19 protein-coding genes are annotated in these 14,836 nt (G+C 65.7%); 14 read left to right on the top strand and 5 right to left on the bottom strand.

Annotated elements, in window-relative coordinates; translation table 11 throughout:
• Positions 1–14: 14 nt before the first annotated feature.
• On the top strand, positions 15–665 hold the full coding sequence (locus OVY29_RS18750) for an HAD-IA family hydrolase (RefSeq protein ID WP_037553768.1): 651 nt from the start codon (positions 15–17) through the stop codon (positions 663–665).
• On the opposite strand, the gene OVY29_RS18745 is transcribed toward OVY29_RS18750, so the two are convergent.
• Positions 657–1,550, bottom strand: a complete 894-nt coding sequence (locus OVY29_RS18745) for a LysR family transcriptional regulator (protein WP_037553769.1) — start codon at positions 1,548–1,550, stop codon at positions 657–659. The genes OVY29_RS18750 and OVY29_RS18745 overlap by 9 nt on opposite strands.
• Before the next feature lie 91 nt (positions 1,551–1,641).
• On the opposite strand from OVY29_RS18745, the gene OVY29_RS18740 reads away from it, so the two are divergent.
• The 8 genes from OVY29_RS18740 to OVY29_RS18705 all read left to right on the top strand — a co-directional run bounded on the left by OVY29_RS18740 (position 1,642) and on the right by OVY29_RS18705 (position 7,692).
• Complete coding sequence (locus OVY29_RS18740; RefSeq protein ID WP_037553770.1) at positions 1,642–2,352, top strand: CoA transferase subunit A; 711 nt, start codon at positions 1,642–1,644, stop codon at positions 2,350–2,352.
• A complete protein-coding gene (locus tag OVY29_RS18735) occupies positions 2,349–2,678 on the top strand; it encodes a DUF5076 domain-containing protein (protein ID WP_235211432.1) in 330 nt (109 codons plus the stop codon). Before OVY29_RS18740 ends, OVY29_RS18735 begins: the two co-directional genes overlap by 4 nt.
• Positions 2,678–3,544: an HAD family acid phosphatase gene (locus OVY29_RS18730; protein ID WP_313911897.1), complete on the top strand. Its 867-nt coding sequence runs from the start codon at positions 2,678–2,680 to the stop codon at positions 3,542–3,544. Before OVY29_RS18735 ends, OVY29_RS18730 begins: the two co-directional genes overlap by 1 nt.
• A complete protein-coding gene (locus OVY29_RS18725; RefSeq protein WP_037553772.1) occupies positions 3,544–4,179 on the top strand; it encodes a CoA transferase subunit B in 636 nt (211 codons plus the stop codon). Before OVY29_RS18730 ends, OVY29_RS18725 begins: the two co-directional genes overlap by 1 nt.
• A complete protein-coding gene (locus tag OVY29_RS18720; RefSeq protein WP_037553773.1) occupies positions 4,172–4,621 on the top strand; it encodes a hypothetical protein in 450 nt (149 codons plus the stop codon). The genes OVY29_RS18725 and OVY29_RS18720 overlap by 8 nt, the downstream gene beginning before the upstream one ends.
• A 76-nt stretch (positions 4,622–4,697) precedes the next feature.
• On the top strand, positions 4,698–5,978 hold the full coding sequence (locus tag OVY29_RS18715; protein WP_037553774.1) for a serine hydrolase domain-containing protein: 1,281 nt from the start codon (positions 4,698–4,700) through the stop codon (positions 5,976–5,978).
• Between the two features lie 68 nt (positions 5,979–6,046).
• On the top strand, positions 6,047–7,024 hold the full coding sequence (locus OVY29_RS18710) for an NAD-dependent epimerase/dehydratase family protein (RefSeq protein WP_037553776.1): 978 nt from the start codon (positions 6,047–6,049) through the stop codon (positions 7,022–7,024).
• Positions 7,012–7,692: a glutathione S-transferase family protein gene (locus tag OVY29_RS18705; protein WP_037553778.1), complete on the top strand. Its 681-nt coding sequence runs from the start codon at positions 7,012–7,014 to the stop codon at positions 7,690–7,692. Before OVY29_RS18710 ends, OVY29_RS18705 begins: the two co-directional genes overlap by 13 nt.
• Here the strand turns inward: OVY29_RS18705 and OVY29_RS18700 are convergent.
• Positions 7,689–8,207 (bottom strand): sterol desaturase family protein, encoded by a 519-nt coding sequence (locus OVY29_RS18700; protein WP_037553779.1) that lies wholly within the window; start codon positions 8,205–8,207, stop codon positions 7,689–7,691. The genes OVY29_RS18705 and OVY29_RS18700 overlap by 4 nt on opposite strands.
• 212 nt (positions 8,208–8,419) lie before the next feature.
• Between OVY29_RS18700 and leuC the strand changes: the two genes are divergently transcribed.
• The 5 genes from leuC to OVY29_RS18675 all read left to right on the top strand — a co-directional run bounded on the left by leuC (position 8,420) and on the right by OVY29_RS18675 (position 12,107).
• On the top strand, positions 8,420–9,850 hold the full coding sequence (leuC, locus tag OVY29_RS18695; RefSeq protein ID WP_037553780.1) for a 3-isopropylmalate dehydratase large subunit: 1,431 nt from the start codon (positions 8,420–8,422) through the stop codon (positions 9,848–9,850).
• Positions 9,847–10,437, top strand: a complete 591-nt coding sequence (gene leuD, locus OVY29_RS18690) for a 3-isopropylmalate dehydratase small subunit (RefSeq protein WP_037553781.1) — start codon at positions 9,847–9,849, stop codon at positions 10,435–10,437. The genes leuC and leuD overlap by 4 nt, the downstream gene beginning before the upstream one ends.
• A gap of 31 nt (positions 10,438–10,468) precedes the next feature.
• Entirely contained in the window at positions 10,469–11,464 is a 996-nt protein-coding gene (locus OVY29_RS18685; protein ID WP_037553840.1) for an NADPH:quinone oxidoreductase family protein, read from the top strand.
• 65 nt (positions 11,465–11,529) lie between these two features.
• Complete coding sequence (locus OVY29_RS18680) at positions 11,530–11,742, top strand: DUF167 domain-containing protein (protein WP_081932970.1); 213 nt, start codon at positions 11,530–11,532, stop codon at positions 11,740–11,742.
• Between the two features lie 71 nt (positions 11,743–11,813).
• On the top strand, positions 11,814–12,107 hold the full coding sequence (locus OVY29_RS18675) for a hypothetical protein (RefSeq protein ID WP_037553783.1): 294 nt from the start codon (positions 11,814–11,816) through the stop codon (positions 12,105–12,107).
• A 24-nt stretch (positions 12,108–12,131) separates the two neighbouring features.
• Here OVY29_RS18675 and sdhA read toward each other — a convergent pair whose 3' ends face one another.
• Genes sdhA through sdhC form a run of 3 tightly spaced genes read right to left on the bottom strand, consistent with a single transcriptional unit; the run spans position 12,132 to position 14,716 of the window.
• A complete protein-coding gene (gene sdhA / locus OVY29_RS18670; protein ID WP_037553784.1) occupies positions 12,132–13,934 on the bottom strand; it encodes a succinate dehydrogenase flavoprotein subunit in 1,803 nt (600 codons plus the stop codon).
• 1 nt (position 13,935) lies between these two features.
• Positions 13,936–14,343, bottom strand: coding sequence for a succinate dehydrogenase, hydrophobic membrane anchor protein (sdhD, locus tag OVY29_RS18665; protein ID WP_037553785.1), 408 nt, complete (start codon positions 14,341–14,343; stop codon positions 13,936–13,938).
• The gene (gene sdhC, locus OVY29_RS18660) at positions 14,336–14,716 is read right to left on the bottom strand and encodes a succinate dehydrogenase, cytochrome b556 subunit (protein ID WP_037553786.1); all 381 of its coding nucleotides are present in this window, start codon (positions 14,714–14,716) and stop codon (positions 14,336–14,338) included. Before sdhC ends, sdhD begins: the two co-directional genes overlap by 8 nt.
• Positions 14,717–14,836: the final 120 nt, after the last annotated feature.

The following is a 14,836-nucleotide window of genomic DNA, read 5'->3' as shown; positions in this document are numbered from 1 at the left end:
GCTCTAGCCGCGCCATGCCCAAATACACCCACATCATCTTCGACTTCGGCGGCGTCATCACCGCCTCGCCATTCGAAGCGTTCAACCGGCTCGAGGAAGAGCGCGGGCTGCCGCGCGACTTTGTCCGCCGCGTCAACGCCGCCGATCCCGACACCAACGCTTGGGCTAAGTTCGAGCGCGCCGAAATCGACGCCGCGGCGTTCGATGCGCTGTTCGCGGCCGAGGCGAAGGCGCTGGGCCATGATCTGGAGGGCGAAGCGGTGCTCGCGGTGCTGGCGGGGGCAGTGCGCCCTGCGATGGTCGCGGCGCTCGATACGCTGAAGGCCGAGGGCTTCGGGATCGCTTGCATCACCAATAATGTCCCCAGCGGCAAAGGCGCGGGGATGGCGCGGAGCGAAGGGCTCGCCGCCGAGGTCGCGGCGATCATGGCGCGCTTCGACCATGTGATCGAATCGAGCAAGGTCGGCGTGCGTAAGCCCGACCCGCGGATTTACGAGATGATGTGCGAAAAGCTCGGCGCCCGGCCCGCGAACTGCATCTACCTCGACGACCTCGGGATCAACTGCAAACCCGCGAGCCAGCTCGGCATGCACGCGATCAAGGTGACGAGCGGTGAACAGGCGCTCGCCGACCTGTCGGCGGCGCTGGAGATGGATTTACCCTGACGCCTCGGCGAGGTTGAGCCTTGCCGCGCGCTCGAAGATTTGCGTCAGCACCGGCTCGGTGTCGGCGACGCGCATCGCGACATGAAACTCGACCGGGGCGAGCGCGGGCATGGCCTCGATCAGCACAAGCGCGCCGCTTGCCACCTCGCCGCGCACCATCGGCCGCGGAAAGATGCCGATGCCACCGCCCGCTTTCGCGATGTCGATCATCGTGCGCGCATTGTTGCAGAGGTTGAGCGATTTCTGCGCGATGCGCGACGCCGCGATCGCCTCGCGCATCCGGCCGTGGATCGGCGAATGGCTGGCGAGCGACCAGACGGGAAGCATCGCCTCGCCGTCCGCAAAAGCTGCCGCGACCGCGGGGCTGGCGAGCCACACCAGCTCGACTTCGCCGATCGAGCTGGTCTTGAGGGCGGGATGCGCGATCGGCCCCGCGGCGAAGGCCATGTCGGTGCGCCCGGTCAGCAGCTGCTGGATCAGGTTCGCGGTGAGGTCGATTTCGATCTCGAGCCCGACATTCGGCATGTCGGCCTTCAATCCCGCGACGAAGGCGGGAAGGCAGCTCGCCGCCGCGATCTCGCCCGCGCCGATGCGCACGACGCCGCTCGCCTCGCCATAGCCGCCGCTGCCGAGCAGCGCATATTGCATGTCGCGGAGCAAGGGATCGCAGTCGCGCACCAGCTTGCGCCCCGCCGCGGTGAGCGACATCGTGCGGCCTTCGCGGCGGAAGAGCGTGGTACCCAGCCGTTGCTCAAGCTCGCGCATTCGCGCCGACACCGTCGGTTGCGTCGTGTTGAGCCGCTCCGCCGCGGCCGAAAAGGTGCCGAGCCGGTCGATCCAGAGCAGGGTTTCGAGATGGTAGAGCGCGACGCGATTGATAGACATTATCTATCTATAATCCAAAAATCGAACAATTAGAATTGATGGATCAAATGCGCCAAGGTCGCGCCCGACATACCGGCAAGGAGGCCCCTTCATGGCGAACAAGCAATATTCCGATGCAGCAGCCGCGCTCGACGGCCTCCTTTTCGACGGCATGCAGATTTGCGCGGGCGGCTTCGGCCTGTGCGGCATCCCCGAGCGGCTGATCGACGCGATCCGCGACGCGGGCACGAAAGACCTCATCATCGCGAGCAACAACGCCGGGATCGACGGTGAAGGGCTCGGCAAGCTGCTCCGCACCAAGCAGGTCAGGAAGATGATCTCGTCCTACGTCGGCGAGAACAAGGAGTTCGAACGGCAATATCTCGCGGGCGAGCTCGAGGTCGAATTCTGTCCGCAGGGCACGCTCGCCGAACGCTGCCGCGCCGGCGGCGCGGGCATCCCCGGCTTCTATACCAAGACCGGCGTCGGCACGCTCGTCGCCGAGGGCAAGGAAGTGAAGAATTTCGACGGGCAGGATTATATCCTCGAACGCGGCATCTTCGCCGATCTCGCGATCATCAAGGGGTGGAAGGCCGACGAGAGCGGCAACCTCATCTTCCGCAAGACCGCGCGCAACTTCAACCAGCCGATGGCTACCGCGGCGAAGATCTGCGTCGCCGAGGTCGAGGAAATCGTGCCGGTGGGCAGCCTAGACCCCGACGCGATCCACCTCCCCGGCATCTATGTGAAACGCCTCGTCCTCGGCGCGCCTTACGACAAGAAGATCGAATTCCGCACCGTGCGCCCGCGCGAGGCGGCGTGAGCTTCGGTCGTAAAGGCATCGGGCATAAAGGCTCGATCGACGTCAGCGGCATTCCGGCGCTGGCGGGCGGCGAAGAGTTTCTGCGTATGTGGAAACAATCGAACGGCAATGTCCTGTGCGTCATCGATCCCGCCGCGTTGGGTGCCGATCCGATGCTCTTCGGCCTCGCGATCGTCGATGCCATCCGGCATGGCGCCAAGGCTTACGCACAGGCCGTCAATGTCGATGAGGAACATGCCTTTGAGCGGATCATGGAAGGCGTAAACGCCGAGCTGGCCAACCCCACCGACACGCCGCGACCGCTCGGCCCGGAAGGAACGCACTGATGAGAAAGATGCTGATCTCGGCGTCCGCGCTGCTTTTGGCAGGCTGCGCCAGCGCGCCGGCTGAGGTTGTGGCCCTCCCCGCCGCGCCGGCCGAAACCGCCAGGCCCCCGGCCCAGCTGCAATATCTTTATGGCTCGCCCGAAGCGGCCGTAGCGGTTCGTGCGACCAATACGCGGATCGCCGACTATGGCGTGTGGCGAATCAAGGAGCGTCCAAAGGACAGCGTTGTCCTAGCGGCGGGGGCCACGATGGACGCTCCGGCCTTCGAGCCGTGCGGCGACAAGCCCTTTGCTGCGGTATTCGACGCCGACGAGACCTTGATCTGGAACCTCGGCCCGATGCGTTACTTCGCCGAGAAGGGCACCGCGTTCGATCCCAAAATCTGGGACCAGTGGGAAAAGACCGGCGCGGGCAAGGCGGTCGCGATGCCCGGCAGCGTCGAGATGGTGAACAAGCTCCGCGCCGCGGGGATCACCGTGATCGCCAACACCAACCGCAGCGCCGCCAATGCCAAGGGCAGCGAGGATACGTTGCGCGCCGCGGGGCTCGGCGCGTTCAAGCACGGCGAGACTTTGTTCCTGATGGGCGACGATGGCGGCGGGTCGAGCAAGGACGGGCGCCGCGCGACGATCGTGTCGCGTTACTGCGTGATCATCCTCGCCGGCGACCAGCTCGGCGATTTCAGCCAGCAGTTCAACGTCAAGGACTTGCCCGCCGCGCAGCGCATGGCGCTTGCCACCAGCGCCGGCGCCACCGCACTCTGGGACAAGGGCTGGTTCCTTTTCCCCAACCCCGTCTATGGCCCGTGGGAAAAGCTGGGCTGGGACGATGCCTTCCCCTCCGACAAGCAATGGGAGCCCAAGTAATGGCATGGACGCGTGATGACATGGCGGCGCGCGCCGCGAAGGAACTGCAGGACGGCTATTACGTCAATCTCGGCATCGGCATCCCGACGCTCGTCGCGAACCATATCCCCGCGGGAATGACGGTGACGCTCCAGAGCGAGAACGGCATGCTCGGCATCGGGCCCTTTCCCTATGAGGGCGAAGAGGATCCCGACCTGATCAACGCGGGCAAGCAGACGATCAGCGAGCTGCCGCAATCGGCCTATTTCAGCTCGGCTGACAGCTTTGCGATGATTCGCGGCGGGCATATCGACCTCACCGTCTTGGGCGCGATGGAGATCGCCGAGAATGGCGACATCGCGAACTGGATGATCCCGGGCAAGATGATCAAAGGCATGGGCGGCGCGATGGACCTCGTCGCCGGGGTCAAGAAAATCATCGTCGTGATGGAGCATGTGGCCAAGGACGGCAGCCCCAAATTCATCCCCGCATGCACGCTGCCGCTGACCGGCAAGAACGTCGTCGACATGATCGTCACCGACCTAGCCGTATTCAAGCGCGACGATCATAACAGCCCGTTCCGGCTGATCGAGCTCGCTCCGGGGGTAACGGCCGAAGAAGTCGCCGAAAAGACGACGGCGCATTACGTTGCCTGATGTCGCGGCCAACCCCGGCTCCACCTGGCTGATCGTCGGCGGGTGGTTGTCGGTTCTGGCCGCGCTGCTTCATATCGCCTGCATCTTCGGAGGACCCGACTGGTATAGATTCTTCGGAGCGGGCGAAGCCATGGCGCGCGCCGCGGCGCGCGGCGAGTTGTGGCCGACGCTGATCACGCTCGCGATCGGCGCGGTCCTGCTGGTCTGGGCCGCCTATGCCTTTTCGGGGGCCGGTTCGCTTCCGCGCCTGCCGCTGCTGCGAACAGGGCTGATCGTCATCACCGCGATCTATCTGCTGCGCGCGTTCCTGTTCGTGCCGCTTCATTTCTGGCGGCCGCAGCATAGCGACAGTTTCGCGATCTGGTCGTCGCTGATCGTCCTTGCCTATGGCGCGGTTTATGCGGTCGGGATATTCAAGGCTTGGCCCCATCTGGCCCCCTGAACCGCGCCGGGGGTGACGGCGGTGCAAGTCGCGGCTATGACAGGGCCAGATAAAAGGTCGCAATCCAGTCGAGTCCATGAAGCGCGTTTTTACCATTTTGATCGCTGTTGCCGCGCTGGGATCGGCCGGCTGGTTCGGTATCCATGCCCTGGGCGGCAGCGACCCCCTTGCCAGCGTCCCGATTCCTATCAAGGCCGCCGAAAATCTGCCCGACACGCCTGCCGAATGGCGCGGCCGGATCGACTATCCCGCGCTCGACCGGCAACTCGCCGACCTGTCGCAGCGTCCCGAAATGGCGGGACTGGCGGTGGCGGTGGTCGAAGACGGCAAACTCAGCTTCGTGCGCACCTATGGCGTCGCCGACGCCGCGACCGGCGCGCCGGTGACACCGCATACGCTGTTCCGCTGGGCCTCGGTTTCCAAAACCGCGGCGGGCGCGCTGGCGGGCGCGCTCGCCGCCGACGGCACCGTCGATCTCGACCGCCCGATTGCCGCCTGGAATACCTCGCTGCGGTTGCCGGGGGGCGCCGAAGCGCGCGTTACGCTGGACGACCTGCTGGCCCAGCGCACCGGCCTGACCCGACATGCCTATGACGAGAAGCTGGAGGAAGGGCGCGATCCCGCCCTGCTGCGCGCGAGCCTTGGCGCCGCACCGCTGCAATGCGACCCCGGCACCTGCTACACCTATCAGAATGTCGCGTTCGACGCCGCAAGCGAGATATTGGGTGCGGCCGCGAACGAGCCTTTCGCCGACGTCGTCGAGGCGCGATTTTTCCGTCCGCTCGGCATGGTCAGCGCAGGATACGGGATGGCGCGGCTGACGGACGCCAAGGATTGGGCGAAACCGCACCGCGGCGCGCATGTCCATCCGATCAAGGAGGCCTATTGGCGCGTCCCCGCCGCCGCGGGCGTCGAAAGCGATATCGTCGATTTCGCGACATGGATGCAGGCGATGATGGGCAGCCGTCCCGACGTGCTGTCGGCGCCCGCGTTGCAGCTTGCCCATCGGCCGCGTGTCGGCACCGGCCGGCTCTATGGCGGCGCGCTGCGCCAGGCCACAAGCGAGGCGTCCTATGGCCTCGGCTGGCGGAGCTTCACCTATGGCGGGAGCCGGCTCGAAGGCCATTCGGGAGCGGTCGAGGGCTATCGCGCGACGATGATTTTCGAACCGGCGACGCGCACGGGCGTCGTCGTGCTGTGGAACAGCGATTGGGGTTTTCCCTTCCGCATCCCCTTCGCGGCGATCGACAGCTATCACCAGCGCGAAGACGCGGGCTGGCTCGACCTTGGAGAACTGCCCCCGGTGACGAGCGCGCGCACCGCCGCCAAAGCGATCGTCGAGCCCCCGAAGGGATAAGGCTCCTTGCTCCGGCGTCCATCGCCTGTGTATCAGGCGCGCGACCACGACCGGGAGGAGAATCATCGATGCGCGTGCTGCTGACCGGATCGTCGGGCTGGCTCGGGCGCTATCTGGCTCCTTTGCTCGCTGAAAACGGTCATAAGGTCGTCGGGCTCGATGTTGTCCCCGGCACGTATACCGAGGTCGTCGGCACCGTCACCGACCGCGCGCTCATCGACCGCACGATGGGCGAGCATGGGATCGAGGCCATCATTCATGGCGGCGCGCTGCACAAGCCCGATATCGTCCGCTATCCGCGGCAGGCGTTCGTTGACGTCAACGTCACTGGCACGCTGAACCTGATCGAAGCGGCGGTCGCGGCGGGCAACGGCCGCTTCCTCTTCACCTCGACCACCTCGCTGATGGTGCGCGCCGACGTGCGGGCGGGCGCGGGTGAAGCGGGCGCCTGGTGGATGGACGAGGATTTTGGTCCGATCGAACCACGCAACATTTATGGCATCACCAAGCTCGCCGCCGAACAGGCGGTGAAGCTGGTGCATCGCGAGCACGGGATTTCGGTCGCGATCCTGCGCACCGGGCGCTTCTTCCCCGAGGATGACGATACGCTTGGCGTGCCGAGCGGCCCGAACCTCAAGGCCAACGAGCTGCTCAATCGCCGCCTGACGGTCGAGGATGCCGCCGCCGCGCACCTCGCCGCGCTCGAGGCCGCGCCGGCGATCGGCTGCGATACCTTCATCCTCTCCGCCCAGCCGCCGTTCGCGCGCGACGAAGCCGAGGAGCTCGCCCGCGACGCGCGTGCGGTGATCGCGCGCCATCATCCCGACGCGGCCGACCTCTACGCCGCCGAAGGCTGGATGCTCCCCGAGAGAATCGACCGCGTCTATGACCCGTCGCGCGCCGAGCGACGCTTCGGCTGGCGCGCGCGGACCGACTTCGGCAGCGTGCTCGCGGCGCTTCGCGACCGGACGCCGCTGCCCTTCGCGCACGACCCCGATTACACCTCTCCCATTATCGCACAGGAGCGCGACGCATGTATGTGCTGATCACCGCCAACCGCAATTATTCGAGCTGGTCGCTCCGCCCGTGGATGCTGATGAAGGGCCTCTCCATCTCCTTCGAGGACCAGATCGAACCCTTCACCAATCCGGTCAACTACGACGAATTCCGAAGCTTTTCGCCGACCGGACAGGTGCCCGCGCTGCTCGACGAAGGCCGCACGGTTTACGATTCGCTCGGCATCACCCTCTATCTCGCCGACCGGCACGACGGCGTGTGGCCGACAGGGGCCGATGCGCGCGCCTGGGCGCAGTGCGCGGTCGCGGAGATGCACAGCGGTTTTTCGGCGCTGCGTAACGATTGCACGATGAATGTCGGCGTTCGCGTGACGCCGAAGCCGCCGTCGGGCGCACTCCGGCTCGACATCACGCGTCTTCGCGAGCTGTTCGCCGAAGGGCTGTCGCGGTTCGGCGGCCCTTATCTCGCGGGCGATCGCTTCACCGCCGCCGATGCCTTCTTTGCGCCCGTCGCCTTCCGCATCCGCACCTATGGCCTCGACGTCGGCGCCGGGCATGCGTGGGTCGACCATATGCTGACGCACCCGGCGATGCAGGACTGGGAACGGCAGGCGCTGGCCGAAAGCTGGCGCGAGGAAAGCCACGAAGCGGAGTTGATGGCAGCAGGCGCGATCACCGCCGACCATCGCACCGCCTAGTCGACGAGCGCCTCGCGCACTACCGCGATCCCTGCCTCACGCTGCGCCTTCAGTTCGACCTTGAGCTTGGCGGGATCGCGCGCGAAGACGAAGCCGAAACTCACCCCGCCTTCCTTGCCGAGCGTCGCATGGTGGAGCTTGTGCGCCTGCACGAGCCGCTTCGCATAGCCGCGGCGCGGCACCCAGCGGAAATAGCGCTGGTGGACGAGCCCGTCGTGCACCAGCGTATAGATGATGCCGTAGAGGAGGATGCCGAGTCCGATCCACGTTCCCGGCTCCCATGCTTCCATACCCATGATCATCGGGCTGCCCACGACGAACATCGAGATGCTCAGCGCGGCGCCGACGAGGCCGAACAGGTCATTCTTTTCCAGCACCTTGTCGTGCGGTTCGTGATGGTCACGGTGCCACGCCCAGCCGAAGCCGTGCATGATATATTTATGGCTCGCCCAAGCGACGAATTCCATCGCCACGACGGTGGCAAGGATGAGCGCGAGGATAGCGGGTGTCGACATGCGGCGGATTATAGGCCGGTTGTTTACGCGAGGCCACCTCTCCTCATTCGTCATCCCGGACTTGATCCGGGATCCATTCGTGCGGCCGATGCTGTGGACCCCGGATCAAGTCCGGGGTGACGAGGGCGAAACATGAGAAACTCCGCGACCGAAAATTGCGTTTTCGATCGCCACTCGCTTGCATTGTTATGCGACTGGCGTAAGTGGACCGCATGACTCGGCCCCGCACCCTTTATGAGAAAATCTGGGACGCGCATGTCGTCGAACAGCGCGCCGACGGTACCTGCCTGATCTTCATCGACCGCCACCTCGTCCATGAAGTCACCAGCCCGCAGGCGTTCGCGGGGCTTCGCGCGAGCGGGCGCACGGTGCGCCGCCCCGACCTGACGCTTGCGGTGCCCGACCACAATGTGCCGACGACGCCGCGGCTCGACGCCCACGGAAACAAGCTGCCGATCGCCGACCCCGAAAGCGCCGCACAATTGGCGGCGCTGGAAAAGAACGCCCCAGAATTCGGCATCCGCTATATCGACGCGGTCGCGCCCGAGCAGGGAATCGTCCATGTCGTCGGCCCCGAGCAGGGATTTTCGCTCCCCGGCACGACGATCGTCTGCGGCGACAGCCACACCGCGTGCCACGGCGGCATCGGCGCGCTCGCCTTCGGCATCGGGACGAGCGAGGTCGAACATGTGCTGGCGACGCAAACGCTGCTGCTGCAGCCCGCAAAGACGATGGAAGTGCGCGTCGAGGGCGAAGTCGGCCCCGGCGTGTCGGCGAAGGACATTATCCTCCACATTACCGGCGTAATCGGCGCCGCGGGGGGCACCGGCCATGTCATCGAATATACCGGCAGCGCGATCCGCGCACTGTCGATCGAGGGTCGGCTGACCGTCAGCAACATGGCGATCGAGGGCGGCGCGCGCGCCGGGCTGATCGCGCCCGACGAGACGACCTTCGACTATCTGAAGGGCCGCCCCTATGCACCGAAGGGTGCCGACTGGGAGGCAGCAGTCGCTTACTGGAAAAGCCTCGCGACCGATCCGGGCGCGACCTATGACAAGAGTGTCGTCATCGACGCCGCCGATATCGCCCCGAGCGTGACCTGGGGCACCAGCCCCGAGGACGTCGTGCCGATCACCGGCGTCGTCCCTGCCCCGGGCAGCTTCGCCGACCCGTCGAAGCAGACCGCGGCCGCCAAGTCGCTCGCCTATATGGGCCTCGAACCCGGCACACGGATGCAGGATGTCGAAATCGAAAATATCTTCATTGGAAGCTGCACCAACAGCCGTATCGAGGATCTGCGCGCCGCCGCCGCGGTGATCAAGGGCCGCCACAAGGCCGATAATGTCAAATGGGCGATCGTCGTTCCAGGGTCGGGGCTGGTGAAAGCACAGGCCGAAGCCGAGGGACTCGACCGCATCTTCACCGACGCGGGGCTCGAATGGCGTGAGCCCGGCTGTTCGGCGTGCCTCGCGATGAACCCCGACAAGGTGCCCCCGGGCGAACGCTGCGCCTCGACGAGCAACCGCAATTTCGTCGGCCGCCAAGGCCCGGGCGCGCGCACTCACCTCGTCAGCCCCGCGATGGCGGCGGCGGCGGCGGTGACGGGCAAGCTCACCGACGTAAGGGAGCTGATGGCATGACCCCGCTCGACAAGGTCGAAGGCCGCGCGATTCCGTTCGGGCTCAAGAATGTCGACACCGACGTAATCATCCCGGCGCACTGGCTGAAAACGACGACGCGCGAGGGCATGGGCCGCGGCGCGTTCGAGAGCCTGCGCGCCGATCCCGACAATCTGTTCGACCGACCCGAATATAAAGGCGCGCCGATCCTGATTGCGGGCGATAATTTCGGTTGCGGATCGAGCCGCGAGCATGCCGCCTGGGCGCTCGGCGACCTCGGCATCCGCGTCGTCATCGCGCCCTCCTATTCGGACATTTTCTCCGGCAATGCGGTGAAGAACGGCATCCTGCCCGTCGTGCTTCCTCAACAAGCAATCGACCGGCTGATGGAGGTTGCCGAAACCGATCCGGTGTTCGTCGACCTCGAGCATCAGACGGTGACGACGCAGTATCAGGACCGCTTCAGTTTCGAGATCGACCCGTTCCGCAAAATGTGCCTGCTCGAAGGACTCGACGAAATTTCGCTGACCGAAAAAAGCGACGCGGCGATCGGTGCCTACGAGGCCAAACTCGACGCCGACAGGCCGTGGATGCGCCCTGCCGCATAGGATCAAACGCACACCATAAGAGGAGAAGATGATGAAGGCTCTCTTGTCGACCGCCACCGGCGGCCCCGAAACGCTCGAGCTGGGCGAACTGCCGCGCCCGACCGCGGGCAAGGGCCAGATCGTGATCGACGTGAAGGCCTGCGCAGTCAACTTCCCCGACGTGCTGATCATCGAGGATAAATATCAGTTCCGCCCCGAACGTCCCTTCGCCCCCGGCGGCGAGGTCGCGGGGCTGGTCGCCGAAGTCGGCGAGGGCGTGACCGAGTTCAAGGTCGGCGACCGGGTGATCGCGGGCTGCGGCAACGGCGGCATGTCCGAAGCGGTCGCGGTCGGCGTCCACAATGTCTATCACTTGCCCGAAGGCCATGACTTCGCCGAGGGTGCCTCGCTGCTGATGACCTATGGCACCAGCATCCACGCACTCGTCGATCGCGGCCATATCAAGGAAGGCGATACCCTGCTCGTGCTCGGTGCATCGGGCGGGGTCGGCATTGCGGCGGTCGAGCTGGGCAAGGCGTTCGGCGCGCGCGTCGTTGCGGGCGTGTCGAGCGAGGAGAAGGCCGGGATCGCGAGGGCTGCCGGCGCCGACGAGGTGGTCGTCTATGGCCGCCAGCCGTTCGACAAGGATCAGTCGAAGGAACTCGCGAACAAGTTCAAGGAAGCCGTCGGTCCGAATGGCGCGAACCTTGTCTATGACGCGGTCGGCGGCGACTATGCCGAGCCCGCGCTGCGCTCGATCGCATGGGAGGGCCGCTATCTCGTCGTCGGCTTCCCCGCAGGCATCCCGCGCCTGCCGCTCAACCTGACTCTCCTCAAGAGCTGCGACGTCGCCGGTGTCTTCTGGGGCGCTTTCGTCGCGCGCGAACCGGCGCGCAATCGCGCCAATATCGCGCGGCTGTTCCAGCTGTGGGAGCAGGGCAAGATCAGCCCGCGCGTCACCGAAAGCTTCAGCCTCGAAGACGGCGGCAAGGCGATCGCCAAGCTCGGCGACCGCACCGCGGTCGGCAAGCTGGTCGTCACCGTCTGAAATACCGCCCCGACCCGGCGCTGACCGAGGCGCTCCGCGCGCTCGCCGCGCCGGGGCGGATCGAGGTGCGGGTAACGCCCGGCGCGCGGCGCGACGAGATTCGGGTCGAGGGCGAAGCAGTGCATGTCCGCGTCACCGCACCGCCCGCCGACGGCGCGGCGAACGACGCGGTGCTGCGCCTGCTCGCCGCCGCGCTCGGCCGCCCGCCGCGCGATTTGACGCTGCTGCGCGGGGCGACGGCACGCACCAAACTCATCGCAATTGCGACGAGCCGATAGCGCCGGGTTAACCAATTGGCAGGGGCTCGGCGCTATAGCCGGGCCCAGGACTAGCTGGGCCAAGGTGGATCATGGCAAAACGCCGATCGGCACGCGAAGAGGGTGACGCGAGCATCGCGAATATTTCGCGTACCCGCCGCGCGCAGCTTGTCGCCGAATTCGAAGGCGAACTCGGCGTCGATTACAAGGCCCGCGCCGCCGCCGAAGAGGCCGAACGCCGCTGGATCGCGCGCAAAACCTTCATCGTCTGGACAATCGCGCTGATGTTCTTCGCCATCGCGTGCCAGAAATTGTGGATCATGGGTCAGGACGTCGACGTGCCCTTTTCCGACATCAACCCGGTGCGCAGCCTGTTCGGCGATTAAGGCCGGCCGGCGCCCCGGCGCGATTCAATAGACCCGCGCCTTCGGCTTGATATATTCGACATCGTCCGACAGCGTATATTCGTGGACCGGACGGTAGTCGAGGCGGACGCCGCCGCCCTTGCCGCCCCAGCCGTCGAACCACGCAACCGTGTGCTTCATCCACGCTGCGTCGTCGCGATTCGGGAAATCCTCGTGCGCGTGGGCGCCACGGCTTTCCTTGCGGTTGAACGCCGAGTGCATCGTCACCGTCGCCTGGCCGATCAGATTGTCGAGCTCGAGCGTTTCGATGAGGTCGGTGTTCCAGATCAGGCTGCGGTCGGTGACATGGACGTCGTTCATCCGCTGATAGGTCTTGGTGAGCTTTTCCTTGCCCTCGGCCATCAACTCGTCGGTGCGGAACACCGCGGCGTGCTGCGACATCGCGCGCTGCATTTCGGTGCGGATCTCCGCGGTCGGCGAGCCGCCATTGGCATTGCGGAAATGGTCGAGGCGTGCGAGCGCGAGGTCGGCGCTGTCCTTCGGCAGCGGCTGCTGTGCTGCACCGGGGGTCAGAATTTCCTTGAGGCGATGGCCCGTCGCGCGGCCGAAGACGACGAGATCGATCAGGCTGTTCGAGCCGAGACGGTTCGCGCCGTGCACCGACACGCACGCCGCTTCGCCGACCGCGAACAGGCCAGGGACGACGGTGTCCGGGCCGTCCTTGCCTAGCGTGACGACTTCGCCGTGATAGTTACACGGGATGCCGCCCATATTGTAATGGACCGTCGGCACGACCGGGAGCGGCTGGCGCGTGAGATCCACGCCCGCGAAAATCTTGCCGCTTTCGGTGATCCCCGGCAGGCGCTCGGCGAGCACCGCGGGATCGATATGGTCGAGGTGAAGATAGATATGGTCGTTGTGCGGGCCGACGCCGCGGCCTTCGCGGATTTCGAGCGCCATCGAGCGCGAAACGACGTCGCGCGACGCGAGGTCCTTCGCCGACGGGGCATAGCGTTCCATGAAACGCTCGCCTTCGGAATTGGTGAGGTAACCGCCCTCGCCGCGCGCGCCCTCGGTAATGAGCACGCCGGCGCCATAGATGCCGGTCGGGTGGAACTGGACGAACTCCATGTCCTGGAGAGGCAGGCCCGCGCGAAGCACCATGCCGCCGCCGTCGCCGGTGCAGGTGTGCGCCGAGGTTGCCGTGAAATAGCAGCGGCCGTAGCCGCCCGTCGCGAGCACGACGGCCTGGCTGCGGAAACGGTGGATGCTGCCATCTTCCATGCACAGCGCGATCACGCCGCGGCACTCGCCATTTTCCATGATCAGGTCGAGCGCGAAATATTCGACGAAGAAGTCCGCGTCATATTTCAGCGACTGCTGATAAAGCGCGTGGAGCATCGCGTGGCCGGTGCGGTCGGCCGCGGCGCAAGTGCGCTGCACCGGCGGGCCCTCGCCCATATTCTGCATATGGCCGCCGAACGGGCGCTGGTAGATCGTGCCGTCGGCGTTACGCGAAAACGGCACGCCGGCATGTTCGAGTTCGTAGACCGCGTTCGGCGCCTCACGCACCATATATTCGATCGCGTCCTGATCGCCGAGCCAGTCCGAACCCTTGACGGTGTCGTACATATGCCATTGCCAATGGTCCGGCGAATTGTTGCCGAGCGACGCGGCGATGCCGCCCTGCGCCGCGACGGTGTGGCTGCGCGTCGGGAACACCTTGGTGATGCACGCGGTCTTAAGCCCCGCCTCGGCGCTGCCCATCGTGGCGCGCAGGCCCGAGCCGCCGGCACCGACGACGACGGTGTCGTAGATATGGTCGATGATCTTGTAGGCGTCGGTCATCTTACATGCCCCCCGGAGCGAGCCCGGCGGCGGGCGCAAGCGCGATACGGATGATGGCGAAGATGCCGTAAGCGGCGCCGCCGATCGCGTAGAAGTTCAAAAGCACGAGCGCGAGCAGGCGCGTCGCCTCGCCATGGACATAGTCCTCGATCATCACCTGCAGCCCGAGGCGAAGGTGCCAGAAGACGTTGGCGACCATCAGGATCAGCGCCAGCGCGACCATCGGGTTCGACGCCCAGCGCAGCACCGCGCCATGGTCGGTCATCGGCAGGCGCAGGAAGGAGACGAAGAGGAAGCCGACGAGCAGGACATTGCCGAGCGCGGTAAAGCGCTGCTGCAGCCAATGGTGCGAACCATGGTGCGACGAGCCGAGCCCGCGCACGCGGCCGAGACGCGTTCCGTTACCCATTGAGCGTCTCCGCAAAGATATAGAGCCAGGCCGCGGCGGTCGCGGCGAGTGCGCCGACGAAAACGAGGATCGACCAGAGCTTGTTGGTCTTGAGTTCATAGCCCGCGCCGGTGTCTAGCACGAAGTGGCGCAGCCCCGAGAAGAGATGCTGGAAGAAGGCCCAGGTCAGCCCGATCAGCACGATCTTGCCGAGGATATTGGTGATCTGGTGAAAGGTGCCGACCTCAGGGCTCGGGTCGTGCCACACGCAGGCGACGAACGCCGCATAGGCATCGGGCCCCGCGGCGAGCGCGCCGAGCCACCAGAGGAACATCAGCCCGCCGACGATCGCGAGACCGTCACCACTGACGCGGTGAAAGATGGAGACCGCCATTGCAGGGGTCCATTTATACACCTGTAAATGCGGGGAGCGCGGACGCGCGCTTGGTTCGTTGCCAGCCATATCAGCCCTGTCTTGACTCTAAACGGTCGATGCGCCGCCGGTTAAGCCTTC

The organism is Sphingopyxis sp. SE2, from assembly GCF_032227185.1.
Lineage (GTDB): Bacteria > Pseudomonadota > Alphaproteobacteria > Sphingomonadales > Sphingomonadaceae > Sphingopyxis.
This window is presented reverse-complemented; position numbering and strand designations above follow the sequence as displayed.